Origin of the sequence: Geodermatophilus telluris (assembly GCF_900102745.1) — a bacterium.
Lineage (GTDB): Bacteria > Actinomycetota > Actinomycetes > Mycobacteriales > Geodermatophilaceae > Geodermatophilus > Geodermatophilus telluris.
The window spans coordinates 719,351-745,867 of the sequence record NZ_FMZF01000001.1 but is presented as its reverse complement, the minus strand read 5'-3'; the positions used below and the strand labels follow the sequence as shown (position 1 = coordinate 745,867).

The 26,517-nt window shown below is 75.2% G+C and carries 22 protein-coding genes; 9 read left to right on the top strand and 13 right to left on the bottom strand.

Going from position 1 to position 26,517, the window contains the following annotated elements; all coding sequences use genetic code 11:
* Position 1: 1 nt before the first annotated feature.
* From BLQ97_RS03635 to BLQ97_RS03625, 3 genes are all read left to right on the top strand, one after another.
* Positions 2-232: a hypothetical protein gene (locus BLQ97_RS03635; RefSeq protein WP_139173431.1), complete on the top strand. Its 231-nt coding sequence runs from the start codon at positions 2-4 to the stop codon at positions 230-232.
* Complete coding sequence (locus BLQ97_RS03630) at positions 229-1,176, top strand: hypothetical protein (RefSeq protein ID WP_139173430.1); 948 nt, start codon at positions 229-231, stop codon at positions 1,174-1,176. The genes BLQ97_RS03635 and BLQ97_RS03630 overlap by 4 nt, the downstream gene beginning before the upstream one ends.
* A gap of 100 nt (positions 1,177-1,276) precedes the next feature.
* The gene (locus BLQ97_RS03625; RefSeq protein ID WP_091363230.1) at positions 1,277-2,662 is read left to right on the top strand and encodes a neutral zinc metallopeptidase; all 1,386 of its coding nucleotides are present in this window, start codon (positions 1,277-1,279) and stop codon (positions 2,660-2,662) included.
* Positions 2,663-2,672: 10 nt separating this feature from the next.
* Here BLQ97_RS03625 and phaZ read toward each other — a convergent pair whose 3' ends face one another.
* The 6 genes from phaZ to BLQ97_RS03595 form a co-directional block, all read right to left on the bottom strand.
* Positions 2,673-3,536 carry a poly(3-hydroxyalkanoate) depolymerase gene (gene phaZ, locus BLQ97_RS03620; RefSeq protein WP_091363228.1) on the bottom strand — a complete coding sequence of 288 codons (864 nt, stop codon included), beginning with the start codon at positions 3,534-3,536 and terminating at the stop codon, positions 2,673-2,675.
* Positions 3,520-5,271 carry a PHA/PHB synthase family protein gene (locus BLQ97_RS03615; protein ID WP_091363226.1) on the bottom strand — a complete coding sequence of 584 codons (1,752 nt, stop codon included), beginning with the start codon at positions 5,269-5,271 and terminating at the stop codon, positions 3,520-3,522. The genes phaZ and BLQ97_RS03615 overlap by 17 nt, the downstream gene beginning before the upstream one ends.
* Before the next feature lie 76 nt (positions 5,272-5,347).
* Positions 5,348-5,974 (bottom strand): phosphatase PAP2 family protein, encoded by a 627-nt coding sequence (locus tag BLQ97_RS03610; protein WP_091363224.1) that lies wholly within the window; start codon positions 5,972-5,974, stop codon positions 5,348-5,350.
* Positions 5,971-7,077, bottom strand: a complete 1,107-nt coding sequence (locus BLQ97_RS03605) for a lysylphosphatidylglycerol synthase transmembrane domain-containing protein (protein ID WP_091363222.1) — start codon at positions 7,075-7,077, stop codon at positions 5,971-5,973. Before BLQ97_RS03605 ends, BLQ97_RS03610 begins: the two co-directional genes overlap by 4 nt.
* The gene (locus BLQ97_RS03600; protein WP_245691771.1) at positions 7,074-7,676 is read right to left on the bottom strand and encodes a hypothetical protein; all 603 of its coding nucleotides are present in this window, start codon (positions 7,674-7,676) and stop codon (positions 7,074-7,076) included. Before BLQ97_RS03600 ends, BLQ97_RS03605 begins: the two co-directional genes overlap by 4 nt.
* The gene (locus BLQ97_RS03595; protein ID WP_245691770.1) at positions 7,673-9,313 is read right to left on the bottom strand and encodes a phosphatase PAP2 family protein; all 1,641 of its coding nucleotides are present in this window, start codon (positions 9,311-9,313) and stop codon (positions 7,673-7,675) included. The genes BLQ97_RS03600 and BLQ97_RS03595 overlap by 4 nt, the downstream gene beginning before the upstream one ends.
* 218 nt (positions 9,314-9,531) lie before the next feature.
* On the opposite strand from BLQ97_RS03595, the gene BLQ97_RS03590 reads away from it, so the two are divergent.
* Positions 9,532-10,452 (top strand): ABC transporter substrate-binding protein, encoded by a 921-nt coding sequence (locus BLQ97_RS03590; RefSeq protein ID WP_245691769.1) that lies wholly within the window; start codon positions 9,532-9,534, stop codon positions 10,450-10,452.
* Between the two features lie 78 nt (positions 10,453-10,530).
* On the opposite strand, the gene BLQ97_RS03585 is transcribed toward BLQ97_RS03590, so the two are convergent.
* Positions 10,531-11,712 carry an acyl-CoA dehydrogenase family protein gene (locus tag BLQ97_RS03585; protein ID WP_091363218.1) on the bottom strand — a complete coding sequence of 394 codons (1,182 nt, stop codon included), beginning with the start codon at positions 11,710-11,712 and terminating at the stop codon, positions 10,531-10,533.
* A gap of 251 nt (positions 11,713-11,963) precedes the next feature.
* Here BLQ97_RS03585 and BLQ97_RS03580 point away from each other — a divergent pair, with 251 nt between their 5' ends.
* Positions 11,964-12,668 carry a hemerythrin domain-containing protein gene (locus BLQ97_RS03580; protein ID WP_091363216.1) on the top strand — a complete coding sequence of 235 codons (705 nt, stop codon included), beginning with the start codon at positions 11,964-11,966 and terminating at the stop codon, positions 12,666-12,668.
* Positions 12,669-12,728: 60 nt separating this feature from the next.
* Here BLQ97_RS03580 and BLQ97_RS03575 read toward each other — a convergent pair whose 3' ends face one another.
* Together BLQ97_RS03575 and BLQ97_RS03570 are read right to left on the bottom strand one after the other, a co-directional pair.
* Positions 12,729-13,769, bottom strand: a complete 1,041-nt coding sequence (locus BLQ97_RS03575) for a YihY/virulence factor BrkB family protein (RefSeq protein ID WP_091363214.1) — start codon at positions 13,767-13,769, stop codon at positions 12,729-12,731.
* 102 nt (positions 13,770-13,871) lie between these two features.
* Complete coding sequence (locus BLQ97_RS03570) at positions 13,872-15,359, bottom strand: MFS transporter (RefSeq protein ID WP_175471569.1); 1,488 nt, start codon at positions 15,357-15,359, stop codon at positions 13,872-13,874.
* Between the two features lie 264 nt (positions 15,360-15,623).
* On the opposite strand from BLQ97_RS03570, the gene BLQ97_RS24130 reads away from it, so the two are divergent.
* Positions 15,624-15,758 (top strand): hypothetical protein, encoded by a 135-nt coding sequence (locus tag BLQ97_RS24130; RefSeq protein ID WP_281181359.1) that lies wholly within the window; start codon positions 15,624-15,626, stop codon positions 15,756-15,758.
* A gap of 85 nt (positions 15,759-15,843) precedes the next feature.
* Here BLQ97_RS24130 and BLQ97_RS03565 read toward each other — a convergent pair whose 3' ends face one another.
* Entirely contained in the window at positions 15,844-17,634 is a 1,791-nt protein-coding gene (locus BLQ97_RS03565) for an acyl-CoA dehydrogenase (protein WP_091363211.1), read from the bottom strand.
* A gap of 119 nt (positions 17,635-17,753) precedes the next feature.
* On the opposite strand from BLQ97_RS03565, the gene BLQ97_RS03560 reads away from it, so the two are divergent.
* A complete protein-coding gene (locus BLQ97_RS03560) occupies positions 17,754-18,221 on the top strand; it encodes a biotin/lipoyl attachment domain-containing protein (RefSeq protein ID WP_091363209.1) in 468 nt (155 codons plus the stop codon).
* Positions 18,218-19,387, top strand: coding sequence for a zinc-dependent alcohol dehydrogenase (locus BLQ97_RS03555; protein WP_091363208.1), 1,170 nt, complete (start codon positions 18,218-18,220; stop codon positions 19,385-19,387). Before BLQ97_RS03560 ends, BLQ97_RS03555 begins: the two co-directional genes overlap by 4 nt.
* A gap of 144 nt (positions 19,388-19,531) precedes the next feature.
* Here the strand turns inward: BLQ97_RS03555 and BLQ97_RS03550 are convergent, their stop codons facing one another.
* Both BLQ97_RS03550 and BLQ97_RS03545 read right to left on the bottom strand, forming a co-directional pair.
* A complete protein-coding gene (locus BLQ97_RS03550; RefSeq protein ID WP_091363206.1) occupies positions 19,532-21,406 on the bottom strand; it encodes an MDR family MFS transporter in 1,875 nt (624 codons plus the stop codon).
* Complete coding sequence (locus BLQ97_RS03545; RefSeq protein ID WP_091363205.1) at positions 21,403-21,924, bottom strand: MarR family winged helix-turn-helix transcriptional regulator; 522 nt, start codon at positions 21,922-21,924, stop codon at positions 21,403-21,405. The genes BLQ97_RS03550 and BLQ97_RS03545 overlap by 4 nt, the downstream gene beginning before the upstream one ends.
* Positions 21,925-22,136: 212 nt before the next feature.
* Here BLQ97_RS03545 and hrpA point away from each other — a divergent pair, with 212 nt between their 5' ends.
* Positions 22,137-26,087, top strand: coding sequence for an ATP-dependent RNA helicase HrpA (gene hrpA, locus BLQ97_RS03540; RefSeq protein WP_091363906.1), 3,951 nt, complete (start codon positions 22,137-22,139; stop codon positions 26,085-26,087).
* Positions 26,088-26,123: 36 nt separating this feature from the next.
* Here the strand turns inward: hrpA and BLQ97_RS03535 are convergent, their stop codons facing one another.
* Positions 26,124-26,465, bottom strand: coding sequence for a hypothetical protein (locus tag BLQ97_RS03535; RefSeq protein WP_091363904.1), 342 nt, complete (start codon positions 26,463-26,465; stop codon positions 26,124-26,126).
* Between the last annotated feature and the right edge of the window lie 52 nt (positions 26,466-26,517).

Genomic DNA, 26,517 nt, shown 5'->3' with positions numbered 1-26,517 from the left:
CGTGAGCGCCCCCTCCCTCCTGGCGCGCCGCCCGGCCACCGCGAACGAGGACGGCCTGCCCCTGGACGGCCTGGCCCTGGTCGACCTGCTCGACCTCCTCGGCCTCGACCCCGCCGGCGACGCTCCGGCGTCCGACCACCGCCCCGCCGACCCGCTCGGCCGGGTCCGGACGTGGGTGCACCGGGCCGCCGGCTGGGGTGCCGGCCCGCAGCGCTCCTGGTGCGCGTGGTGACCCCGGTGGTGCCGGCGGGGCTCGTCGAGCTGGTCGTGTGGCCGGTGGTCGCCGTCGTGGGGTTCCTGGTGCTGGCCGGGCTGGTCGTCGTCCTCGGTCGCAGCTCGACGGCCCGCTACGAGTTCGAGCGGAACGCCGTGCGGTCGCCGGCCGGCGCCCGCTCCGGCGCCGGCCCGGCCGCCGGTGCGGGCCGGCCGGCCCCCACCGGCCCGGCGGGTCCGGCCGGTGGTGCGGGTCCGGCCGCCGCTGCGGCGGCCGGCGACGCGGCGCGGACCGACGGGGGCGGCCAGGCCCTCCCGGCGGGGCGGACCGCGGTGGGCGTGGCCGCGCACCCGGCCGGCCGGCGCGTCGCCGGCACCGAGGGCGCGACGGCGTGGTGGCTGGTCGACGGGTCGGAGGACCGGCCGGGGCTGTACGCGGTGGCCGGGCCGTTCCCCGCCCGCACCGACGCCCTGTGCGCGGCGCTGGCCGCCGACCTGGACGGGTCCGCCCGTGCCTTGCACGGCACGCTGCGCGCCGACGGCACGGTGCTCCGGCGGGTCTCCGCGCAGGACTCCGCGTGGCTGGCCCACCTCGGCGAGCAGCTCGACCGGCTGCCCGAGGAGTGGGATGCCGACCTCGACGACGACGACCCGATGGTCACCCTCCTGGTCGAGGTCACCGCCGCGCTCGCCGAGTCCGGCCTGCCGCTGTGGGACGCCACGGGCCCCCGCGGTGCCCTGGGCGGGGTGTGCCTCGCGGTCGAGCCGGGGCTCGGTGGCGTGGTGGCCGGCTGGCGCCAGCACGACCGGATGAGCGTCGACCAGGTGCACGGCGCGGACGCCGACGTCGACGTCCAGCAGGTGCTCAACGCGGCGCTGCTCGACCTGCTGCGGGTGCGTGGCTTCGTGGTGCACCCCCTCGGGGGCGCGGCCAGCGGCTGCGTCGTGTACTGCCTGGCCTGAGCGGGGCGCGCCCCCGTTGACCGGGCGGCGGCGCCGGGGCAGCCTCCCGTCCTGCGACCCGGACGCCGACCGCGCCGTCCGCCCGACCCGAGGGGGAGCCGTGCGCGTCCGTCCCCCCGCCGCCGCGGCGCTGCTCACCCTCGCGCTCACCGCGACCGGCTGCAGCACCGTGGTCGTCGGTGTCGCGAGCCCGGCCGGCGGCGTGCGCACCGACGCCACCGACGCCGACCTCACCGTGCACCTGGCCGAGGAGGGCGACGAGACCGACCGGATCGCCCGCAACGCGCTCGCCGACGTGCTCAGCTACTGGGACGCCACCTACCCCGAGGTGTTCGGCGGCCCGTTCGGCCCGGTCGACGGCGGGTTCTGGTCCATCGACCCCGCCGAGACCGACCCCGCCGACCTGCCGGAGGGCCCCTGCTTCTCCGACGACGTCGAGGACCTGGCCGACAACGCCTACTACTGCCCCGACGAGGACCTCGTGGTCTACGACCGGGCGTGGATGACGGGGCTGGCGGAGGACTACGGGCCCTTCGTGGTGGCCGAGATCGTGGCGCACGAGATCGCGCACGCCGTCCAGGCGCACGCCGGCCTCGAGGACCCCTCGATCGTCGCCGAGACGCAGGCCGAGTGCTTCGCCGGGGCGTGGACGCAGTGGGTGGTGCGCGGCGAGTCGGCGCACTTCGCCGTCCGCGCGGAGCAGCTCGACCCCTACCTGCTGGGCTACGTGTACTTCGGCGACGAGGTGGGCTCCTCGCCCGACGCCGAGGACGCGCACGGCTCGGTGTTCGACCAGCTCTCCGCGTTCCAGGAGGGCTACGCCGACGGCCCGGCGGCGTGCGCGGCGTTCGACTCCTCGCGGCTCTACACCGAGGAGGAGTTCGACGGCGACGAGGCGGCCACCGGCGGCGACCTGCCCTACGAGGAGGTCGTCGCGAACACCGACGACCTGCTCACCGCGTTCTGGGACCAGGCGCTCACCCGCGGCTTCCCCGGCACCGACCCGCTCGGTGGCGTGCTGGACGCCCCCGAGCTGCGCGCCGCCGACGGCGCCGGGGCGGTGTGCGGCGGGACGGGCGACGAGCGGGACCTGCAGTACTGCCCGGGGGACGACTCGGTGCGCTACGACGGCGGCGACCTGGTCAAACCCGCGTACGTGGAGGTCGGCGACTTCGCCGTCCCCACGCTGCTCGGCCTGCCCTACGCGATGGCCGTGCGCGAGCAGCGCGGCCTGTCCGTCGACGACGCCGCCGCCGTCACGGCCTCGGTGTGCGCGACGGGCTGGCTGGTCCGCGAGGTGCACCGGGGCGCGGTCGACGGGCTGGACGTCGAGATCTCGCCGGGCGACGTCGACGAGGCCGCCGTCGTGCTGCTGCGGTACGCCACCGAGCCGGCCGTCGTCCCGGTGGCGAGGCTGTCGGGCTTCGAGCTGGTCGACGACTTCCGGCGCGGTTTCGTCGACGGCGGGGTGGCCTGCGGGTTCTAACGGCCCCGCGTCACGGCTCGTCGAGGAACGCGTCGACCACCGGCGCCAGCTCGTCCGCCTCGGTGACCAGCGCCAGGTGCCCGCCGCCGTAGAGGTGCAGCCGCGCGCGGGGGATGCCGCGCGCCAGGATCCGCGCGTTGACCGACGGGATGATCGGGTCGTCGTCGCCGGCGACCACGAGCGTGGGCTGCCGGATCAGCGACAGGAACGGCAGGCTGCTCCAGCCCGCGCTCGCGGCCAGCTGGTAGTAGTAGCCGCGCCGCGGACCCAGCCGGCTGTGCGCGTGCAGCGCCCGCGCCGCCCGCTCCGGGTCCGAGCGCACCGTGCCGCCGTAGAGCTCCCCGGCCACCCGCGTGGCGTAGCCCGCGTCGCGGTGCCGCCGCGGCGTGAGCATGTGCGAGAGCACCCGCGGGTGCGCCGGCACCATCAGCGACCCCGTGCCCGTGGCGGCCAGGACCAGCTTCCGGCACCGGCGGCGGTGCTGGACGGCGAAGTGCTGCGCCAGCCCGCCGCCCCACGACAGGCCGAGGACGTCGACCTCGTCCTCGTGGCCCAGCCGGCGCAGCAGCGACGACACCACCGGTGTGAGCGTGGCCAGCACGTAGGGCACCACCGGCGGCGGCGAGCCGCCCACCCCCGGGACGTCGAAGCGGACGACGGTGCGGCGCGGGTCGAGCGCGTCGACGAAGGGCTGCAGCACCTCCAGGCTGGCGCCGATGCCGTTCATCAGCACCAGCGGCGGGCGCGAGCCGTCCCCCGTGCGCTCGGCCACCCGCAGCGTGCGGCCCCCGACGGTCAGCGTCCGGACGGTCTCCCGGCCGGGCCGGGGCCGCCGCCCGGCCGGGGTCGCCGCCGGGTCACTTGTCGAAGACATACGTCCCCGGCGCGTCGACGAGGACCGGGAAGTCGGCGCTGCCCAGCGACTCCGGCGCCGGGACCTCCTCGCCGGCCCGCTCACCCAGCCAGGCCATGAAGTCCGGCCACCAGGAGCCCTTCTCCTTGCCGGCCGCGGCCAGCCACTCCTCCGGGTCGGCCGGGGTGGACGGGGCCACCTGGAAGGACGCCTTCGGGTTGCTCGGCGGGTTGACCAGCGAGGCGATGTGGCCGGCGGTGGACAGCACGAACCGGCTGCGCCCGCCGAGCAGCTGCGTCGTCCGGTAGCAGGACTGCCAGGGGCACAGGTGGTCGGCGATCCCGGCGGTGACGTAGGCGTCGACGTCGATCGCGGACAGGTCGACCGGCGAGCCGAGCATGGTCGCCGCGCCGGGCTTGGTGAGCAGGTTGCCGATCGAGACCTCGATGAAGTCGTGGTGCAGGCCCGCGGTCATCCGGGTGGTGTCGGCGTTCCAGTAGAGGATGTCGAAGGCCGGCGGCGGCTTGCCCTGCAGGTAGTTGTTGACCCAGTAGTTCCACACCAGGTCGTTGGGGCGCAGCCAGGCGAACACCTCGGCCAGGGTCGCGCCGTCGAGGTAGCCCTTCTGCCGCGACTTCTCCGTCGCCTCCCGGACCGCGTTCTCGTCCATCAGCGCGCCGATGGTGCCCGCGTGCGACCAGTCGAGGACGGTGACGGCGTAGCTGCTGGCCGCCACCCGGTCGAGCGCGCCGGTGGCCGCCAGGTGGGCGAGCACCATCGCCTGGATGATGCCGCCGGAGCAGAAGCCCTGCAGGGCCACCTGCTCGCTGCCGGTGATCCGCTCGGCGGCGTCCATGGCGTCGAGGACGGCCTGCCCGTAGGCGTCCAGCCCCCACTCGGCGTGCCGCTCGTCGGGGTTGCGCCAGCTGATCATGAACACCTGCTGGCCGGCGGAGACGTAGTGCTCCACGATGCTGCGGCCCGGCGCGAGGTCGGTGACGTAGTACTTGTTGATCGTCGGCGGCACGATCACCAGCGGCACGCTGCGCACCCGCTCGGTGGTCGGCCGGTACTGGATGAGCTCGAAGACGTCGGTCCGCAGCACCACCGCGCCGGGGGTGACGGCGAGGTCCTCGCCCACGGCGAACGCGTCGGGCTCGACCATCGAGGGCACCCGCGGCGGGGACACCAGGTCGCTGACCATCCGGCGCACGCCGCTGACCGCGTTGCGGCCGCCGGTGTCGATGACCGCCTTCCACAGCAGCGGGTTGAGCAGGCTGTTGCTGGGCGCGAGGGCGTCGACGACGTTGGTCAGCGTGAAGCGGATGCGCTCGTCGTCCTGCCAGTCGAGGTCGGCGGCCTCGACCAGCTCCGCGGCGGTCTGCGCGGCGGCGATGTGCGCCTGCATGACCCGCTTGAGCAGCGGGTTGCCCGTCCAGGCGGGATCGGCGAAGCGGCGGTCCTTCGGGTTGGGGGCGATCTCCGAGCTGCCCCGGAGGATGCCGCCCAGCTCGCGGACCAGCGCGCCGGAGCGGCGGGCCACGACGTCGGGCTTGCGGGCGAGCGCGGCCCCGAGCCGGCCCACCGTGCGGGCCGGCGGGACCATCCGCCGCAGCGGACCGCGGGCACCGTCGACGAGCACCATGTCCAGGCCCATCACGGCCTCGGACGCCGGCTCGGTGGCCTCCGTCTGCTCGGCGGCGACCGGCCGCCGACGGGGGCGGTCCTGCGTCGGACGGGGGGCGGTGCTGGTCATCCCCGGACTCCTCCAGCTCGCGTGCGTGGCCCACGCCACTCAAGCACAGGTCCCGGCGACCGGCAGGGGGACGGGGTCAGGGCGGGCGGCCGACGAGCAGCAGCACCACGCCGCCCACCAGCAGGCCGAGCCCCACGCCGCCGACGACGTCCAGCGGCAGGTGTGCCGCGACCCACACCCGGGCGAGGCAGACCGCCGTCGCCGCGGCCACGCCGGCGACCCGGGCGCGGTGGCCCAGCCACGGCCAGGCCACGGTCAGCACGGTGGTCACGACGGCGGCGTGGCCGGAGAGGAATCCGCGGCCCCGGGCGGCGGCCCCGCGGACGACGACGCCGTCGAGCAGCCCGTCGGGGCGGCCGCGCACCACGACGTCCTTGATGCCCTTGGCGGCCAGGTAGGTGCCGGCGCCGGCGAGCAGCAGCCCGGCCGCCAGGCGCCAGTGCCGCAGCGCCGCGGCGACCAGCGCGCTCGCCGGGACCACCAGCACGTTGCCCAGCTGCATGACCGGCCAGACGAGCACGAACGGCACCAGCGCCACCCCGTTGACCGCGTGGAACACCGCCGCCTCGGCCGCGGGCACGCTCGTGCGCTCGACCGGGAGCGCGGCGAGGACCAGCACGAGCGCGCCGGCCGCGGCCAGGGCGGCGTCGCGGCCGCGCCGCACGACCGGGGCGCGCGGGCGGGTGCCCGCGCGGCCGGTCACGCCGTCTCCGGCACCAGCTCCGTGCGCGGAGCGGAGTTGGGCTCCCGCCGCCACGAGCGGTTGTGCCGCCAGAACAGGTAGGTGCCCATGCCGAGGGGGATGGGCAGCACGTACGTCAGCCCCCGGAAGACCAGCACCGCCGCCGCCACCAGCGCCCGGTCGCCGCCGGCCGCCGACAGGCCGGTGATCAGCGCCAGCTCGACCACCCCCAGCCCGCCCGGGGTGAACGGGATCGCGGTGAGCAGCCGGGCGAAGGCGAAGACCGCCAGCGTCTCCACCACCCCGACCTGCGCCGCGGACACGCCCACCGCGCGCAGCGCGACCACCAGCACGGCGAACAGCGACAGGTGGCTGACGAGGGTGGTCAGCGTCAGCCAGTGCCAGCGGGCCCGCAGCAGCAGCGCGGTGCGGTCGCGGAACTTGGTGGTGGCCCGGTCCCAGCCGGTCACCGGCGGGCGCCCGAACGGCCGGACCAGCGCCGAGGCCACCCGTCCGCTGGCGGTGCCGATCCGGGCCGCGCCCTCCCGGCTGTGCAGCAGCAGGCCGAGGACGACGACCGCGGCGACCAGCCCGGCGACACCGGCCAGCCCGGCGGCCACCCGGCCGGGACCGGGGTCGGCGGAGGTGAGGGCCAGCAGCACGAGGGCCACCACCGGCAGGGCCAGCTTGGCGAAGTTGTTCCACAGCCCCGACAGCAGCAGCGAGACCGACGTGCGCGACCGCGAGAAGCCCCACGAGGAGTTCATCGCGTACGTCAGCCCCAGCGACAGCGCCGCGCCGCCGAGGACGGTGTTGGACACCGCCGTGGTGGTCAGGGTCGACACCGTCGCCTCGCGCAGCCGCAGGCCCGGCATGGTCGCGACCATCACGAACTGGTAGGTGGCCAGGTTCCACACCGCGGCCAGGCCGAGCAGGGCCAGCGCCGTCCAGGACATGCCGCGCACCGCCGACCAGACGTCGGAGAGGCTGGTGAACTGCGGCAGGAACCACACGAAGACGGCGACGACCAGCGCGAGGGACAACAGCGGCGGGAGCACCCGGCGCCACAGCGGCCGGCCCCGGGGCGGTCGCGCGGGCGGGGCCTGCGGGGCGACGGCGGTCATGACGGGTCCCCCTCCGCGGCGGGCGGGTCGAGCTGCAGCCGCCCGCCGCTCTCCTCGTGCACCTGCGCGGCCAGGTCCTCGCGGCTGACGACGCCCAGGCTCTGGGTGGCCAGGGCGAGCGGCTCGCCCCGGTTGTCCCCGGACAGCCGGAAGACGACGGTGAGGCAGCCTCCCGGGAAGACGTAGTAGCGCTCGCCCAGGAAGCGCGGGCTCACCTGCTCCACCCGCTCGAAGCGGCGCAGCCCCTCGCGCTCGCTGGGGATCTCGGTCGCCCCGGTGGTGTCGCAGTCGGCGTCCAGCTGCACCTCGATGGCGTGCGCGCCGTCGCGGTCGGAGTCCAGCCAGAACCGCGCGGCGCCGGAGTGCGCGTCCAGGCCGGTGAAGGTCCAGCCGACCGGGACGCTCTCCACGCACGGCAGCCAGGTCGCCGTCGGCACCGCCTGGGCCATGAGCACCACGCCGTGCGCGGCGGTGGCGTCGTCGCCGCTCGCGCACGCCGGGAGCTCGTCGCTCACGCTGGTGTCGCCGCCGCAGCCGGTGGCCAGCAGGGGAGCGGCGAGCAGGGCGGCCGCGGCGGCGGTCCGCCTCGACCGGGTCACAGCGGCGACCCGAGCAGGTCGACGCCGACGGCGACGATGAGCAGCAGCACCACCGCGGTGACCAGGCTCAGCCCGGCCCGGCGCCAGGTCCACCGCTGGATGCGCACGGGCGGCAGCCGGTAGGGCAGCAGCCGGAGGAACTCCGCGTGCAGGTCGCGGCCCTGGGCCCGCAGCATCCGGCGCAGCTGCGAGGGCATGGTCAGCCCGCGGGTGGCCGCGAAGGCCTCGGCGATCTCCTCGTCGGAGAACCACAGCCGGGCCCGGGCGTACACCCGTGCGGCGTCGGTGCGCAGCCCCAGGACCAGCATCATGTTGGCCAGGTCGACGGCCTCCCGCCACGGGCTGGGGCGCACCTCGGCGAACGCCGAGTCGATGAGGTAGAGCGTGCCGTCGCGCACCATCACGTTGGCCGGCTTGACGTCGCGGTGGGCGACGCCGATCTCCCACAGCCTCCGGACGACGGCGAGGCCCTGGTCGATGACCGCGTCGTCCACGACGACCTCGGGGTCGCCGATCTCCCGGGCGCCGGTGAGGAACTCGGCGACCAGCAGGTACTCGCGCTCGGGGGTGATCTCCACGATGCCCAGGGGGTGCGGCACGGGCAGCCCGGCGTCGGACAGCAGCCGCAGCACGTAGTCCTCGTACTGCACCAGCCGGCGCACGCTGTGGTACGGCTTCTCGTCCTCGAGCCGGCCGTAGAGCAGGGTGCGGCCGAGCTTGAACCACCGGTCGGAGCGCACGTGCGTGGCGGCGTAGAGCTTGCCGAAGACGCAGCTCTCCTCCTCCTCCGCCGCGTCGCCGGCCTTGACGGTGATCTTCAGCGGCGTCGAGCCGCCCGAGCCGGCCAGGCCGAAGGGCTTGACGGCGGTGGCGACCAGGCCGAGCTGGTCCTGCAGCGCGCGGGTGATGGCCTCCCCGCGGGCGCCGGACACGTCCAGGTGCGCCGGGCTGCCCCGCCGGTAGACGACGGGGTAGACCTCGTTGGGGGTCAGCAGGCGGAACGCGGCCAGGGGGAGGGTGACGCCGAGGACGACGCCGGCGAGGACGTCGGTGGGGTGGTCCTGTGCCAGGTAGAGCCGGGAGGCGGCGGTGACCAGCAGCAGGCCGCACACCACCCACTTGCCGGCGTTGCGGCGGCGGCCCGCGGGCACCAGCGAGTACAGCGTGCTGACGGCGAAGGCGGCCAGCGCGGCCATCGGCACCGAGGGCATGGAGAAGCCCGACCAGGGCCCGAGCACCGCCACCTCGTAGGGCCGCGGGCGCTGCAGTGTGGCGGCGGCGGTGGCGGCGGTCTGGATGACCAGGAGGCCGACGCCCATCCAGACGAACAGGTGCCGCCAGCGCCGGAACACGGCCAGGACGAGCAGGTTGACCAGCCAGAGCAGGTGGATCGCCCGGCCGGTGGCGAGGACGCCCGTCACCTCCGCCACCCGGCTCAGGCCGGGGGAGCGGGTGGCGGCGAGCGCCTGCAGCACGCGGGTGTCGGCCAGGTCGACGAGCGCCACGCTGCCGGTGAGGACCACGACGGCCCCGCTGAGGACGACGACGCCGCTGAGCGCCACCCACCACCGGCCCGAGGCGCTGAGGTGCCGCGGCAGCGGCGGCGGCTCGCCGGAGGGCCGGCGGCGGCGGTGCACGCGCCGGATGGGCGGCAGGTCCGGCCGCGGCGCGGCCGGCACCGGTCCCGTCGCCGGTGCCCGTGGTGCGGGGGGCCCGGTCGCCGGTGCCCGTGCCGTGGCCGCCATGCCGGCTGATGCTGCACCCGATGCGTCCCGCCGACCATCGACCTTGGTCCCGGGCTAGCGTGGCCCCCGCCCTGCCCGCCGCGGGGCACCGCCTCCTCGGGAGGTCCGCCGTGGTGCGTCCCCGCCCGCTCCCCGCCGTCCTGGCCGTCGCCCTGCTCGCCGTCCTGGCCGCGCTGGGCGGCTGCGGCGCGACCGACCCCGACGCCGGTCCGACCCCGCGGGCCGACGGCGCGGTGGTCCTCGCCTCCTACGACTTCCCGGAGAACCAGGCCCTGGCCGAGGTGTACGCCGAGGCGCTGCGGCGGGCCGGCATCGAGGTCTCGGTGCAGCACGGGATCGGCACCCGCGAGGTGGTGCTCCCGGCGCTGGAGCAGGGCGTGGTCGACCTCGTCGTCGACTACCTCGGGACGGCGTCGGAGTTCCTCCGGCCCGGCGCCGGGTCGGCCAGCGACGACCCCGCCGTGCTGCGCGAGGCCCTGGCCCGGACGCTGGCGCCCCGCGGCCTGACGGTGCTGGCGGCCGCGGCGGCCGAGGACCAGAACGGCATCGTCGTCCGGACCGAGCTGGCCGTGCGCGAGGGCATGACCACCCTCACCCAGCTGGCCGCGCTGGCCCCCGGCCTGGTCTTCGGCGCGCCGCCCGAGTGTCCCGAGCGGCCCTTCTGCCTGCCCGGGCTGCAGGAGGTCTACGGGCTGCGGTTCGCCGCCGTGCGCAGCATGCCCTCGCGGGCGGCCACCGTGGAGGCGCTGCTCACCGGCCAGATCGACGTCGGCATGCTGGAGACCACCGACCCGCACCTGGTCGACACCGCGCTGCTGCTGCTCCGGGACGACCGCTCGCTGCAGCCGCGCGAGAACGTGGTGCCCGTCGTGCGCACCGCGGTGGCCGAGGAGGCCGGCGACCGGCTGACCGCCGCGCTGGACGCGGTCAGCGCCCAGCTGACGACGATCGACCTGATCCGGCTCAACCGTGCCGTGGCCGACGGCCGCACCCCGCGGGAGGCCGCCGCCGGCTGGTGGGACGGCAGGTGACGGACCTCCCTGCCGATCAGGTGGCCTCCTCGCAGGGCCTGCCGCGAGCTCGCGAGTGGTGGGGGGCGAGGAGGTCCTTCACGCGATCGCGCTGGTGCCGGTGATCGCGCGGCCGACGATGAGGCTGTTCACCTCGCGGGTGCCCTCGTAGGAGTAGATGGCCTCCGCGTCGGCCACGAACCGGCCCACGTGGTTCTCCAGCAGGATGCCGTTGCCGCCCATCAGCTCGCGGGCCCAGCCGACCGTCTCGCGCATCCGCATCGTCGAGTAGCCCTTGGCCATGGAGGCGTGCTCGTCGCGCAGCATGCCGCAGTCCTGCAGCTGCGAGGCGCGGGCGCACAGCGCCGCCGAGGCGGTGATGTTGCCGAGCATCCGGAACAGCAGGTCCTGCACCAGCTGGAAGGAGGTGATCGACCGGCCGAACTGGTCGCGCTCCATCGCGTAGCGCAGCGCGTGCTCGTAGGCGCCCCGGGAGCAGCCGACCGCCGACCAGGCCACGCTCACCCGCGTCGCCCGCAGCACGTTGGCGGTGTCGCGGAAGCTGTTCGCGTTCTGCAGCCGGTTCTCCTCCGGCACCCGGACGCCGTCGAGGGTGATCAGCGCGTTCTGCACCGCGCGCAGGGCGATCTTGTCCTCGAGGTCGACGGCGGAGAAGCCGGGCGCCGGTGCCTCGACGACGAAGCCGAGCACCCGGTCGGTGTCCACGTCACGGGCCCAGATGACGACCAGGTCGGCGAAGCTGCCGTTGCCGATCCACTTCTTGTGCCCGTCGAGGACCCACTCGTCCCCGTCGCGCCGGGCGGTGGTCTGGATGCCGCGCGCGACGTCGGAGCCGTGCTCGGGCTCGGTGAGGCCGAAGGCGCCGATGAGCTCCATCCGGGCCATGGCCGGCAGCCAGCGCTCCTTCTGCTCGTCGGAGGCGCACAGCTGCAGCGTGCCCATGGCCAGCCCGCCGTGGACGCCCATGAAGGTGGCCACCGAGGGGTCGCCGCGGCCGAGTTCCATGGCCACCATGCCGTCGAAGAGCGCGGAGCGGCCGGGGCAGCCGTAGCCGGAGTACTGGGCGCCGGCGATGCCGAGCTCGGCCAGCCGGGGGATGAGCTGGCGGGGGAACTCCGCGCGGGTCCAGTACTGGTTGATGATCGGCTCGACCTCGTCGTCCATGAACGCGCGGACGCGGTGCAGCGTCTCCCGGTCCTGGTCGTCGAGCAGCGCCTCCAGGTCGTAGAAGTCCGACGTGACGGTGGGCCGGTCGGCCATGGGTGCCTCCTCGCGTGGGACCGCGGTGTCCCGTGCGCCCGCCCTACCCGCGGACTCCCCGCGCAACCCGGCGCGGGCCCGGTGACCTGCGCGGGAGCCCGCCCGTCGTCGACCCGGGGCGGTCTCCCGGCCGCCGGAGGGAGCACCGCGTCGACACCGGGCGCACACCGGGCGCGCCGGTGGCGGCATGCGGACCGCGCCGCGAGGGCAGGGACGGCGGGTCGCACCCGCACCCGTCCCGAGGAGCCCCCGTGCCCCGATCCACCGCCGACCGCACCGAGGACGAGCTCGGCGGCCCCGGCAGCGTGCTGGTGCGCCAGCGCGCCGACCACGTCGAGCTCGACCGACTGCTGCACGAGCTCGACGCCACCACCGGCCGCGCCCAGGAGGACGTGCTCACCCGGGTCGGCCGGCTGGTGTTCAGCCATGCCTTCGCCGAGGAGACCGTGCTCTGGCCGGTGTTCCGCCGCGTGCTGCCCGACGGCGACGCGCTCACCCGGCGGATCGAGACCGAGCACCAGGAGGTCAACGAGCTCGTCGCCGCGCTCGAGGAGGGCGGCCCCGACCACCCGGAGCGGCCGGCCCGGCTCGCGCGGCTGGTCGAGGTGCTGCGCGAGGACGTCCGCGACGAGGAGGACGTGCTGTTCCCCCACCTGCTGGAACGGGTGGACGACGCGGGGCTGCGCCGGCTGGGCCGCCGGTGGGAGGTGGTGCGCCGGGTCGCGCCGACCCGCCCGCACCCGACGGTGTCCCGCCGGCCGCCGGGCAACGCGCTGTCGGGCCTGCCGCTGTCGCTGCTCGACCGTGGCCGCGACCTCGTCGACACCGTTGTCCGGCAGGTGCCGGTGGCGGCCCCGGCCGGCCAGGTGGTCAGCCGCGGGCTGGCCGCGCTCGCCGGCCTGGTGGAGCGCACCGCGCCGGCCCGCCGCGGCGACGGGCCGCCCACCGCCCGCTGACCACACGCCAGTGGCCCCCTCCCGCGTCGGGAGGGGGCCACTGGCGTGTGCTCGGTGCCGCTAGTTCGTCTTGCGGGCCTTGGGCTCGGCGCGGGCGTCGAGCTGGATCTCCTTCTCCGCCCCCGGCACGCCGTCCTTCAGCTCCTTGGTGCGCTCCTTCTCGGCGTCGAACTCGATGCCGAACAGCAGCGCCAGGTTGATCAGCCAGAACCAGATCAGGAACACGACCACGCCGGCCAGCGCCCCGTAGGTCTTGTTGTAGCTGCCGAAGTTGGCCACGTAGAAGGCGAACAGCGCCGAGGCCACCACCGCGACCAGGATGGCCACGCCGGCGCCGGGGCTGATGAACCGGAAACCGCGCAGCTTCACGTTCGGCGTCGAGTAGTAGAGGACGGCGATCATCAGCGCCAGGACCACCAGGATCACCGGCCACTTGACCACGTTCCACACGGTCAGCGCGGTCGGGCCCACGTTGATCGCCGAGCCGATGGCCTCGACCACCGGGCCGCTGAGCACCAGCATCGCCACGATGACGGCGGCGAACAGGATGCCGATCAGGGTGACCAGCAGCTGCAGCGGCTTGAGCTTCCAGATCTTGCGGCCCTCGGGCGTCTCGTAGACGACGTTCGAGGCGCGGGTGAAGGCACCCACGTAGCCCGACGCCGACCACACGGCGCCGACGAGACCGATGACCAGGCCGAAGCCGGCGGTGCTCTGGTTGCCGGCGACCTGCTCGATGACCGGGCCGAGGGTGTCCGCGGCGCTGGCGGGGACGACGGTGGTCAGCGCGTCGGTGAGCTGCTGCGGCGTGGTCAGCAGTCCGATGATCGAGGTCAGCGCGATGAGCGCCGGGAAGAGCGCGAGGACGCCGTAGTAGGTGAGCGAGGCCGCCCAGTCGGTGAGGTTGTCCTCGCTGAACTCCGTCAGCGTGCGCTTGACCGTGGCGAAGAACGTCGTCTTCGTGTCGGTTCCTCGGGGCGCGTTGTCGAACCGGGTGGAGTTCACCTTGTCGTCGTGCGGCGCCGGGTCTCCGGTGGTGTTGCCGCTGAACCGTGTCTGCGCCTTCTCGCTGGCGGCACGGGAGCCGGTGGGGCGGGCCATCGTCGTCCTCCGGGACTGGGCGGGTGCGCGATCGACCCTGAGGTGCCCCGGACGGCGCCGTTCCATGCTCCCGGTGATCACCCGGGCGCGTCGCGGCTCCGGTCAGCGGATGCCGGAGACCGGCGACCACTCCCCGGCGCACGCGGTCGCCCGCTCGGCGCCGTCCCCGTCCCCGTCGCCGTCCGGCTCGCCGGGGCCGCGCCGCCGGGCCTGCACCATCCCCACGACGCTGACCAGCGCCACCGCCGCGGCGGCCGCGAGGCCCAGCAGCGCCACCGCGGTGAACGCCGAGGCGCGGGGGAACCCCGTGGCCGGGTCCAGGGCGGCCCCGAGCAGGGCCACGGTGACCGTGCTGCCGGCCGCCTGGCCCACCGCCCGCGCGATCGAGTTGACCGCGTTGGCCACCCCGGTCTCGCTGCGCCGCACGGCCTGCACGACCAGCGTCGGCAGTGCCGCGTAGGCCACCGTCACCCACACCTGGGTGAGCAGCCCGGCCGTGACGACCAGCCAGGGCTCACCGCGGGCCACCGCGAACACGGTGAACCCGGCGATGCCGGCGGCCGCCCCGGCGAGCAGCGTGGGCAGCGCCCCGAGCCGGTCGACGATCGTCCCGGCCACCGGCGCGAGCAGGATGCCGGCCACGCCGCCCGGCAGCAGGTAGACGACGGCGGCCTCGAGCACGCCGGCGCCGAAGCCGTAGCCGGCCGCGGGCGGTGTCTGCACGTACTGCATGACCACGAGGAAGGAGACGAACAACCCGACGCCGGTGGTCAGCCCGGCCAGGTTGGGCACCAGCATCCGCGGGTCGGTGAGCAGCGCCGGGCGCACCAGCGGCTGGGCGCGCCGCCGCTGCAGCAGCACCCACCCGGTCAGCACGACGACGGCACCGGCGGCGCTGCCCAGCGTGACCGGCGAGGTCCAGCCCCACGCGTTGCCCTGCGAGACCGGCAGGAGCAGCAGCACCAGGCCGATCCCGAGGACGACGGCGCCGAGCCAGTCGACCCGGCCGGTGGCCGTGGGTGCGCGGCGCGGCAGCAGGACCGCGACGAGGACCAGCGACACCAGGGTCACGCCCAGGCCGATCCAGAACGGCCGCCGGTAGTCGCCGCCGTCGCCGGTGAGCAGGCCGGCGGCGACCAGTCCCACGACGCCGCCGACGCCGAGGGTGCTGCTCACCACCGACATCGCCACGCTGAGCCGCCCGGGCGGCAGTTCGCGGCGCAGCACGCTGATCGACAGCGGGAACAGGCCGTAGGAGGAGCCCTGCAGCACCCGGGCCGCCAGCAGCAGCGGCAGCGAGTGGGTGACGATGGCCAGCAGGGTGCCCACCGCCACCGCCGCCAGGATGCCGACGATCACCGGCCGCTCGCCGCGGGTGTCGCCGAGGCGGCCGAGCACCGGGGTCAGGACGGCGGCGGCGAGCAGATTGGCGGTGAGCACCCACCCGGCGGCCGCGGGGGAGACGCCGAGCTGCTCGCCGATCGGCCCGAGCACCGGCACCACCAGGCTCTGCAGCAGCGACAGCGTCGTCACACCGAGTGACAGGGCGAGGACGAGCAGCGCAGGACGCGGCGGGGCGGACGACGACACGGCGCCGGCTCGCCCGGCTCGCGGACCGGCGGACACGCCCCGATGACACCATGCCCCGACCGCTCACCCCACGGCGGCACCGGTGTCCCCACGGGGTGAGGACTCTCACCCCACCCCTCAGGTGAACAGCGCGCGACGACGATTGAGAGGGCGCCGAGCGGGGGACACAGTCTCCGACGACGTGCTGCGGGAACGGTCCCGACAGCGGGGGAACGAACAGCAAGGGGACGTTCAGCGATGGTGTTGTGGCCTGTGGTCGCTCTCGTGGGCTTCCTGGTCCTGACCGGACTGGTGATCGCGATGGGCACCTCGACGACGGCGCGGTACGAGCGCGAGCAGCGGGCGGCGGCCTCGGCCCCGCGTGCCGCGGCCGAGCCCGTGGGGGCGCGCGCCGTCTAGGCCGCCCTCCGGCTCCCGAGGAGCCACCCGCACCCGGCGCGCCCCGCCGCTCCTGTCGCAGGAGCCGCGGGGCGCCGGTGTCTCCTCAGAGGTGGGCCTCCGGGGTGTCGAGCACCGTCCGGTCCAGCGACTCCAGCAGGTCCAGCCAGGTGTGCACCTTCGGCAGCTCCCAGCGCTGGAAGAACCGCGCGGCGGCGCGCTTGCCCTCGTGGAAGTCGCTGGTCTCGTCGCGGGTGGCCAGTGCCTGCTCCAGCCACAGCCAGCCGACGACGGTGTGCCCGGCCGCGTCGAGGTAGGCGCTGGCGTTGGCCAGGGCCAGTGCCGGGTCGCCGGTGCCCCACAGCGTGCCGGTCACCGCCACCAGCCGGGAGAGCGCGGCGTCGACGTCGGCGGCGAGGTCGGCGAACGGCGTGCCGGCCGCCCGCGCCGTCGTCGCGGTGATCGTCTCGGCCAGCAGCGCCAGGCCGGCCCCGCCGTGCAGGGTGACCTTGCGGCCCAGCAGGTCGAGGGCCTGGATGCCGTTGGTGCCCTCGTGGATGGGGTTGAGCCGGTTGTCGCGGTAGAACTGCTCGACCGGGTAGTCGCGGGTGTAGCCGTAGCCGCCGTGCACCTGGATGGCCAGGTCGTCGGCCACCGGTCCCCACTGGGAGGGCCACGCCTTGGCGATCGGCGTGAGCGTGTCCAGCAGCAGGTGGGCGCGCTCGCGCTCCTCCTGCGTCTCGGCGGTCCGCTCCTCGTCGACCAGCCGCGCGCAGTACAGGCCCAGCGCCAGGCCGCCCTGGGCGTAGCTCTTGGCGGCGAGCAGCATCCGGCGGACGTCGGGGTGGTCGACGAGCCGCGCCATCGGCGAGGAGGCGTCCCGGTTGCTCGCCGGGCGCCCCTGCGTGCGGGTGCGGGCGTAGTCGAGGGCGTGCAGGTAGCCGGTGTAGCCGAGCACGGTCGCGCCCATCCCGACGCCGATCCGGGCCTCGTTCATCATGTGGAACATGTAGGAGAGCCCCTGGTGCGGCTCGCCCACGAGGTACCCCACGGCGCCGGCCCGCCCGCCCGGCCGGTGCACGCCCTCGCCGAAGTTCAGCAGCGTGTTCGTCGTCCCGCGGTAGCCCATCTTGTGGTTGAGCCCGGCCAGCACCACGTCGTTGCGCTCGCCGAGCGAGCCGTCGTCGGTGACCAGGACCTTGGGGACGACGAACAGCGAGATGCCCTTCACCCCGGGCGGACCGCCGGGGATCTTGGCCAGCACCAGGTGGACGATGTTCTCGGTCAGCTCGTGGTCGCCGGCCGAGATCCACATCTTGTTGCCGGTGAGCCGGTAGGTGCCGTCGTCCTGGGGCTCGGCGCGGGTGGTGATGTCGGCCAGGGAGGACCCGGCCTGCGGCTCCGAGAGCGCCATCGTCCCGAACCAGCGGCCCTCGAGCATCGGCCGCACGTAGGTGTCCTTCTGCTCCTGCGAGCCGTGCGCCAGCAGCAGCCGGGCGTTGCCCATGGTCAGGAACGGGTAGCTCGACGTCCCGACGTTGGCCGCCTTGAACCAGGCGAACGCGGCCTGCCCCACGGTCTGCGGCAGCTGCATGCCGCCGTACTCCTCGTCGAAGGTGCCGGCCATGATCCCGGACTCGCGGAAGACGGCGAGCGCCTGCGCGACCTCGGGGATCATCTCCACCCGGCCGTCGACGAAGCGCGGCTCGTTCTCGTCGGCCTTCCGGTTGTGCGGCGCGAAGTGCTCGGTGGCGATCTGCTCGGCGAGCTCCATGACGGCGTCGAAGGTCTCGCGGGAGTGCTCGGCGAACCGCGGCCGCTTCGTGAGCGTCTCGACCTCCAGCCACTCGTGCAGGAGGAACTCCAGGTCGCGGCGGGACAGGATGAGCGAGGACACGACGGCCTCCACGGACGACGGTGGCGGGAGAGGCGGGCGCGCTGCCCGACCGGCCCACGATAGGCCCGCGGACCGCGCCGTCCGGTTGAGGACCGGCGCGTCCCGGGTAGCCGGTCCCCATGGACCTCGACCAGGTGATCGGCCGCGCCGCGGGGCTGACCAGCAACGCGGGTGCGGCCCTCCTCGGGCGGCTGCAGCACGTGCGGCTGCCCGGCGTCGGCACGGCGTCGGCGAAGGACGACCCGGCCACCGCCGCACGCCGGTGGCGCGCGGTCACGGTGCTCGCCGAGCCCGACCGGCTGGCCGACCTGCCGTCCCCGCTCGCCGCGCTGGGGGACCGGGTCGAGACGCGGGTGACTCCGGCACCCGGCGACAAGGGCACCGAGCTCGCCGCCCGGTTCCGCGGGCCGGCCACCGACGACGACATCGGCCGGCTGCGGCAGGCGCTGCGCGAGGCCAAGCAGCTGGTCGAGGTCGGCGAGGTGCTCCGGATGGACCCGCGCCCGCACGGCGAGCGGCCCGACACCCCCGGCGGCCGGCTGCTGGACGGCGCGGTGGCCGCGTCCCGGCGGGAGGGCCTGCTGTGAGGGCGCTGACCTGGACGGGCGTGAACCGGCTGTCGGTGGAGGACGTCCCGGAGCCGCAGCTGCTCAACGACCACGACGTGATCCTGCGGGTCACCCGGACGACCACCTGCGGGTCAGACCTGCACCTGCTCTCCGGCTACATCCCGTTCATGCGCGCCGGCGACGTCATCGGCCACGAGTTCATGGGCGAGGTCGTCGAGGTCGGCAGCGGCGTGCGCCACCGCCGGGTCGGCGACCGCGTCGTCGTCGCCTCGTTCGTCTCCTGCGGGAACTGCTGGTACTGCCGCCACGAGCTGTACTCGCTGTGCGACAACAGCAACCCGAACCCCGGCATCACCGAGGGGCTGTGGGGGCAGTCGATCGGCGGCTGCGTCGGCTACTCCCACGCCGTCGGCGGGTACGCCGGCAGCCACGCGGAGTACGTGCGGGTGCCGTTCGCCGACGTCGGCAGCTTCGTCGTGCCGGACGGCGTGCCCGACGACCGGGCCCTGTTCGCCTCCGACGCCGCCTCCACCGCCTTCACCGGCGTCGACCTGGGCGGGGTGCAGCCCGGCGACACCGTGGCGGTGTGGGGGGCCGGCGCGGTCGGGCAGATGGTCGCCCGGATCTCGGCCCTGGTCGGCGCGGAGCGGGTGTTCGTCGTCGACCGGCTGCCCGAGCGGCTGGAGCAGGCCCGCACGCACGCCGGTGCGGAGACGATCGACTACTCGACCACAGACGTTGCGGCGGAGCTGCGGGAGCGCACCGGCGGCCGCGGGCCCGACGTCTGCATCGAGGCCGTGGGCATGGAGGCGCACAGCCCCGGCCCGCAGGGGGTCTACGACCAGGTCAAGCAGCAGCTGCGGCTGCAGACCGACCGGCCGACGGCGGTCCGCGAGGCGGTCATGGCCTGCCGCAAGAGCGGCAGCGTGTTCACCCTCGGGGTCTTCGCCGCGATGGTCGACAAGTTCCCGCTCGGCGCGGTGATGAACAAGGGGCTCACGCTGCGCGGCGCCCAGGTGCACGGGCCGCGCTACATCCCGCGCCTGCTGGAGTGGATGGAGCGCGGCGAGCTGGTCACCGAGCACCTCGCCACGCACGTGATGCCGCTGGAGGACGCACCGCGCGGCTACGAGCTGTTCAAGGAGAAGCAGGACGGCTGCGTGCGCGCGGTCTTCGTGCCCTGACTCTGTCGGCCTACCGGCCTCCACCGCGGCCAGGTGCTGTCCCCGACCTGCGCTGAGCCCTGCCACGCCGTCCCGGCCGGGAGCCTCCGGCCCCGCGCCCCGTCCGCCGTCCTGCGCAGGGCGGCCTCCGTCGTCGTGCGGCGCTCAGCCTCGCGGCCGGGCCGCGCCGCCGTCCAGGTGGTCGCCGGGGATGGACGCCAGACCGGTCGGCGCCCCCTCGACGGCACCGTGCCGGCCGGTGGGCCGCCGGTGGACACCGCCGACGTGGGCGTTCCCGGGGCGGCCGGTGGGCGGCGCGGTCGACGTCGGGGCCGCCGCGCCCGCGGCCTGCGCCACCTGCTCACCGGCGTCGTCGGGGTCGGCCGCCCCGGCGGTCCGGGCCGCCGCCTCGCGCGCGGCCTGGATGCCGGACTTGTCGCTGAGTGCGAGCTGCGGCAGGAACAGGAAGACCAGGAAGCCCAGCGCCGCGGCGCACGCCGCGATGAGGAACACCAGGTCGATCGCGTTCGAGAAGCCCGTCTTGAAGGGCAGTGCCAGGAACGACGGCAGGTCCTGGATGAACGAGGTGTCCGACAGGTCCCCGCCGCCCTGCAGCTGGCCGCTCTGCAGCGCCTGCTGCACCCGGGGGTCGGTGGAGGCGGTCAGCGCACCCTCGATCTCCACCGGCAGCCGGCTGAACAGCACGGACAGGAACGCGGCGGTGCCGATCGTGGCGCCCATCTGGCGGAAGAAGGTGACCGACGAGGTGGCCACGCCCATCTCGCCCGGCGCGACGGCGTTCTGCACCGCCAGGACGGCCGGCTGGAAGTTGAAGCCCAGGCCGGTGCCGAGCAGGACCATGAAGGGCACCAGCGTCCAGATCGACGTCTCCGCGCCCACCACGAACGACATCGACACCAGCGCCGCGGTCATGAGCACGGTGCCGGCCAGCGGGAAGACCTTGTACCGGCCGGTCTTCGAGATGGTGACGCCCGAGCTCATCGCGCCGATCATGATGCCGAGGACCAGCGGGATCATCTGCAGGCCGGCGACGGTCGCGCTGGAGCCGTGCACGATCTGCAGGTACTGGGGGAGCAGCAGCAGGCCGCCGAACATGCCGGCGCCGACCACGACGCTGCCCGCGGTGGCGATGGTGAAGCTGCGGTTGCGGAACAGCCGCAGCGGCAGCAGCGCCTCGTGGCCGTACGCCCGCTCGGCCAGCAGGAACAGCACGAGGCCGACGGCGCCGATGCCGTAGCAGACGAGGGCGCGGGCCGAGGTCCAGCCCCACAGCCGGCCCTGCTCGGCGACGATCAGCAGCGGCACGATGAAGGTGACCAGGGCGAGCGCGCCGGGCCAGTCGATGCGGTGGTCCTGGCGGTGGTGCGGCAGGTGCAGCACCCGGAACACGGCGGCGAACGCCAGGATGCCCAGCGGCACGTTGACGTAGAAGATCCAGCGCCAGCCGTCGACGCCCAGCAGCGAGGTCTGGCCGGCGAAGAACCCGCCGATCACCGGGCCGAGGACGCTCGAGGTGCCGAAGACGGCCATGAAGTAGCCCTGGTACCGGGAGCGCTCCCGCGGCGGCACGATGTCGCCGATGATCGCCAGGGCCAGCGACATGAGGCCACCGGCGCCGATGCCCTGGATCGCCCGGAAGGCGGCGAGCTGGTACATGGAGTCGGCCAGGCCGCAGAGCACCGAGCCGACGACGAAGACGCCGATGGCGAACAGGTAGAAGGGCCGCCGGCCGTAGATGTCGGAGAGCTTGCCGTAGAGCGGCGTGCTGATCGTCGAGGTGATCAGGAAGGCCGTCGTCGCCCAGGCCTGCAGGTCGTAGCCCTGCAGGTCGTCGGCGATGGTGCGGATGGCGGTGGCGACGACGGTCTGGTCGAGGGCCGCGAGGAACATCGCCACCATCAGCCCGACGATGATCGTCAGGATCTGCCGGTGGGTGAAGGCGCCGTCCGCTCCGGGCGCGGCGGCCGCGGCGCGGGCGTCCCGGCGCTCGGCCGTGGTGGTGCGGGTGGAGTCGGTCATGACTTCTCTCTGGGGGACGGGGCGGCCGGCACGGCGGCGGGCTCGGTCGGGAGGGACGCGGCGAGGTCGTCGACGAGGCGACCGAACAGCGAGACGAGGGTGTGGACGTCCTCCGGGGGCCAGTCGGCGGTCACCCGGGCCAGGTGGGCCTCGCGCTCGGCGCGGAGCTGCTCGAGGGACCGGTGACCGGCGTCGGTGACGACCAGCAGGCTGGCCCGGCCGTCGGTCTCGTCGGCCACGCGCTGCACCAGCCCGTGCTCGATGAGCACCGCGACGTGCCGGCTGACCGTGGACGGGTCGGCGTGCACCAGCTCGGCGAGGGCGCCCTGCCGCAGCGGACCGAGACGGACCAGCGGGAACAGCAGGACCAGCGCGGCGCGCTCCCGTCCCTCGGTGGCCTGGGCCTTGAGGGCGTGCAGGACGCGCAGGAAGCGCGGCAGCTGCTCGCTCAGGGTGCGCAGCTCCGCGAGCCGGTCGGACGGGGGCGCCGCACCCGGGAGGGCGGGGGAGGAGGTCACGGGAGCTCCGGGGACGGAGGAGAGGAACACGTGCACGGTACAACCTGTTGTCCGTAGCAAGCAATCAGTTGTACGTCGCACGCAAGTGGCACGGCGCACGTCCCGGCTCCCTCACCGCGGTGGGACCCTGGTGGGGATCCCCGCGCCCCGGTCACCGGCCCCCTGCCCACCGACGACCGGCCGTGCCGTCCCGGAACGACGAGGAGACCCGCGTGAGCACCCCGCCCGACGACCTGCGCGCGCGGCTGGCCGGGCTCACCCTGGAGGACGGGCACCGGCTGGGCCGCCGGCTCGAGGCCCTGCGCCGCACCCGGGACGACGCCGCCCGCGACCGGGCGCTGGCGAAGCTCGCCACCGACGTCGCCGCCGCCGAGGAGCGCATGGCCCGCCGGCGGGCCGCCGTCCCCGCGGTCACCTATCCCGAGCAGCTGCCCGTCAGTGCGCGCCGCGACGACATCGCCGCGGCGCTGCGCGAGCACCAGGTCGTCGTCGTGGCCGGGGAGACCGGCTCGGGCAAGACGACCCAGCTGCCCAAGATCGCCCTCGAGCTCGGCCGGGGGGTGCGCGGCCGCATCGGCCACACCCAGCCGCGGCGCATCGCCGCCCGCACGGTGGCCGAGCGGATCGCCGAGGAGCTCGACACCCCGCTGGGCGGCGCGGTCGGCTGGAAGGTCCGGTTCACCGACCAGGTCGGCGACGGGACGCTGGTCAAGCTGATGACCGACGGCGTGCTGCTCGCCGAGATCGCGCACGACCGGCTGCTGCGCCAGTACGACACGATCATCGTCGACGAGGCGCACGAGCGGAGCCTCACCATCGACTTCCTGCTGGGTTACCTCGCCCAGCTGCTGCCGCGCCGCCCCGACCTGAAGGTCGTCATCACCTCGGCGACCATCGACGTCGACCGGATCGCCAAGCACTTCGGGGTGGACGGCGCCGACGTCCCGGTGGTCGAGGTCAGCGGCCGCACGTACCCGGTGGAGGTGCGCTACCGGCCCGTCGTGGACCCCGACGACGCGGACGCCGACCCCGACCGCGACCAGGTCACCGCCATCGGCGACGCCGTCGAGGAGCTCGTGGCCGAGGGGCCCGGCGACGTGCTGGTCTTCCTCGCCGGCGAGCGGGAGATCCGCGACACCGCCGACGTCCTGACCGAGCGCTTCCCCGGCGTCGAGGTGCTGCCCCTGTACTCGCGGCTGTCGGCCGCCGACCAGCACCGGGTCTTCCAGCCGCACACCGGGCGGCGGGTCGTGCTGGCCACCAACGTCGCCGAGACGTCGCTGACCGTGCCGGGGATCCGCTACGTCGTCGACCCGGGGACCGCACGCATCTCCCGCTACAGCGCGCGGACCAAGGTGCAGCGGCTGCCGATCGAGCCGATCAGCCAGGCCTCGGCGCGGCAGCGCTCGGGCCGCTGCGGCCGGGTCGCCGACGGCATCGCGATCCGGCTCTACACCGCCGACGACTTCGACGGCCGCCCGGAGTACACCGACCCGGAGATCCTGCGCACCAGCCTCGCCTCGGTGCTGCTGCAGATGGCCGCCCTCGACCTGGGCGCGGTGGAGGACTTCCCGTTCATCGACCCGCCCGACCGCCGCGCCGTCGCCGACGGCCGCGCGCTGCTCGAGGAGCTCGGGGCCTTCGACGAGCGGGGCCGGCTCACCCCGACCGGCCGGGCCCTCGCCCAGCTGCCGCTGGACCCGCGGCTGGGCCGGATGGTGGTCGAGGCCGACCGGCGGGGCGTGCTCGACGAGGTGCTGGTGATCGCCGCGGGCCTGACCATCCAGGACCCCCGCGAGCGGCCCGCCGAGCACCAGCAGGCCGCCGACCAGGCGCACGCCCGCTTCGCCGACGAGCACTCCGACTTCCTCGGCCTGCTGAACCTCTGGCGGTACCTGGCCGAGCAGGCCGACGCGCTGTCGGGCAGCGCGTTCCGCCGCACGATCAAGCGGGAGTTCCTGCACTACCTGCGCATCCGCGAGTGGCAGGACCTCTACGGCCAGCTGCGCGGCACCGCCCGCCGGCTGGGCATGACGCTCACCCCGCCGGCCGCCGAGCCCGACGAGCGCGGCATCACCACCGCCCTGCTCTCCGGCCTGCTGTCGCAGGTGGGCCTGCAGGTCGAGGACGCCAAGGGCGGCAGGGACGCGTCCCGGCGGCGGGGTTCCCGCGAGTACCTCGGCGCCCGCGGGGCCCGCTTCGTCATCGCCCCCGGCACCCCGCTGGCGAAGAAGCCGCCGCGCTGGGTGGTGGCCGCCGAGCTGGTGGAGACCAGCCGGCTGTTCGCCCGCACCGTGGCCCGGGTCGACCCCGAGGACGTCGAGCGGCTGGCCGGGCACCTCGTCCGGCGCGAGTACTCCGAGCCGCGGTGGGACGCCAAGCGCGGCTCCGTCGTCGCCAGCGAGCGGGTCACCCTGTACGGGCTACCGCTGGTCGCGGGGCGCCGGGTGCAGTACGGCTCGATCGACCCGGTGGTCTCCCGGGAGCTGTTCGTCCGGCACGCGCTCGTGCAGGGCGAGTGGACGACGCACCACCGCTTCTGGGCCGACAACCAGCGGGCGCTGGAGCAGGTGGCCGAGCTGGAGGAGCGGGCCCGCCGCCGGGACATCCGGGTCGACGACGAGACGGTCTTCGAGCTCTACGACGCGCGCATCCCGGCCGACGTCGTCTCCACGCGGCACTTCGACCGGTGGTGGAAGCAGGCGCGGCGGGAGACGCCCGACCTGCTCACGTTCACGCCGGAGATGCTGACCAACGCGGCCACGGCCGGGCAGGTCCGCGTCGAGGACTTCCCCGACGAGGTGCCGCTGACGCAGGGCCTGACCCTGCCGCTGTCCTACGCCTTCGCGCCGGGCACCCCGACCGACGGCGTCACCGTCGACGTCCCGCTGGCGGTGCTCGACACCGTCGCCGAGCAGACCTCCGGCGAGTCGCTGGCCTTCACCGTGCCCGGCCTGCGCGGCGAGCTGGTCACCGCGCTGCTGCGGACGCTGCCCAAGCAGCTGCGGCGGGCGCTCGTGCCCATCCCCGACCGGGTGCGCGAGGTGCTGCCGCGCATCGCGCCGACCGAGCCGCTGCTGCCGGCGCTGGAGCGCGAGCTGCGCCGAGCCGCCGCCGTCGTCGTCCCGCCCGACGCCTGGCGTCCCGAGCAGGTGCCCGACCACCTGCGGGCGACCTTCCGGGTGGTCGACGAGCGCAACCGCACCCTGGCCCAGGGCAAGGAGCTCGCCGCGCTGCGCGCCGAGGTCGCACCGCAGGCCCGGGCGAGCCTGGCCCGGGCGGCCTCCGACCTCGAGCGCACCGGCCTGACCGGGTGGACCCTCGGTGAGCTGCCGCGCACCGTCGAGGTCCGCCGCGGCGGGCACGTGGTCACGGCGTACCCGGCGCTGGTCGACGAGGGGGCCACGGCCGGCGTCCGGGTGGTCTCCAGTGAGGCCGAGGCCACCCGGCTCACCTGGCGCGGCGCGCGCCGGCTGCTCCTGCTCGTCGCGGGCTCGCCCGCCCGGCAGGTGGTCAAGGGGCTCGGTCCGCGCAGCCGGCTGGCCCTGCAGTTCAACCCCGACGGCGAGATCCCCGCGCTGGTCGACGACTGCGTCGACGCCGCGGCCGACGAGCTCGTCGCGGCCGCCGGCGGCCCGCCACGCGACGAGGCCGCGTTCACCGCCCTGGTGGCGACGGCGCGGCAGCAGCTGCTGCCGCTGACGCAGGACGCCGTCCGGCGGGTGGAGGCGGTGCTCACCCAGGCCCGCGAGGTCGCCGTGGCCATCGGCGCGGCGCCGGGGCGGCGGGTGCCCGAGGCGGCCGTCGCCGACCTCCGCCGCCAGATGGGCGGGCTGCTGCACCGCGGGTTCGTGGCCGACGCGGGCCGCCGCCGGCTGCCCGACCTCGTCCGCTACCTGCGCGCGATGGCGCACCGGCTGGAGAAGCTGCCGGCCAACGCGGCGCGGGACGCGCTGTGGATGCAGCAGGTGGCCGCGGTGACCGCCGAGTACGAGCAGCTGCGGCGCGAGGTGCCCGCCACCGGGGCGCCCGACGACCCGGTGGCCCGGGTGCGCTGGATGGTCGAGGAGCTGCGCGTCAGCCTCTTCGCGCAGGCCGTGGGCACGCCGCGGCCGGTGTCGGAGCAGCGCGTCTACAAGGCCATCGACGCCCTGACGGCGTAGCCGGCCGCTCCCGGGAGGCCCGGCGGCGGACGTCGGTCAGCCGGCGTCCGACGGGTCGGCGGGGGAGCCCTCGCGGAGCAGGGCGGAGATCCGCTGGCGGGTGACGCCGAACATCGCCGCGATGCGGTTGATGCTCACCCGCTCCTCCTGCAGGGCGCGGGCCTGCGCCCGCCGCCACGTGGAGCCGGCGCCGGAGAGGGCGGAGAGCACCGTGGTGATCCGCTCGACCACCAGCGGGCGGCTCTCGCGGGTGACGATGTCCAGCCAGCTGTGCCCGGCACGCCGGTCGGCGAGCAGCGACTCGGCCCGCGCCCGGGCGCTCTGGAGCTCGGCGGCGCACCGGTCGATCTCCCGGACCAGGTCCTCGAGCGCCCGCACGGCCGTGTCCTCCCCGGAGGGTGCCGCGGCCGGACGGGGACCCGTCCCGGTG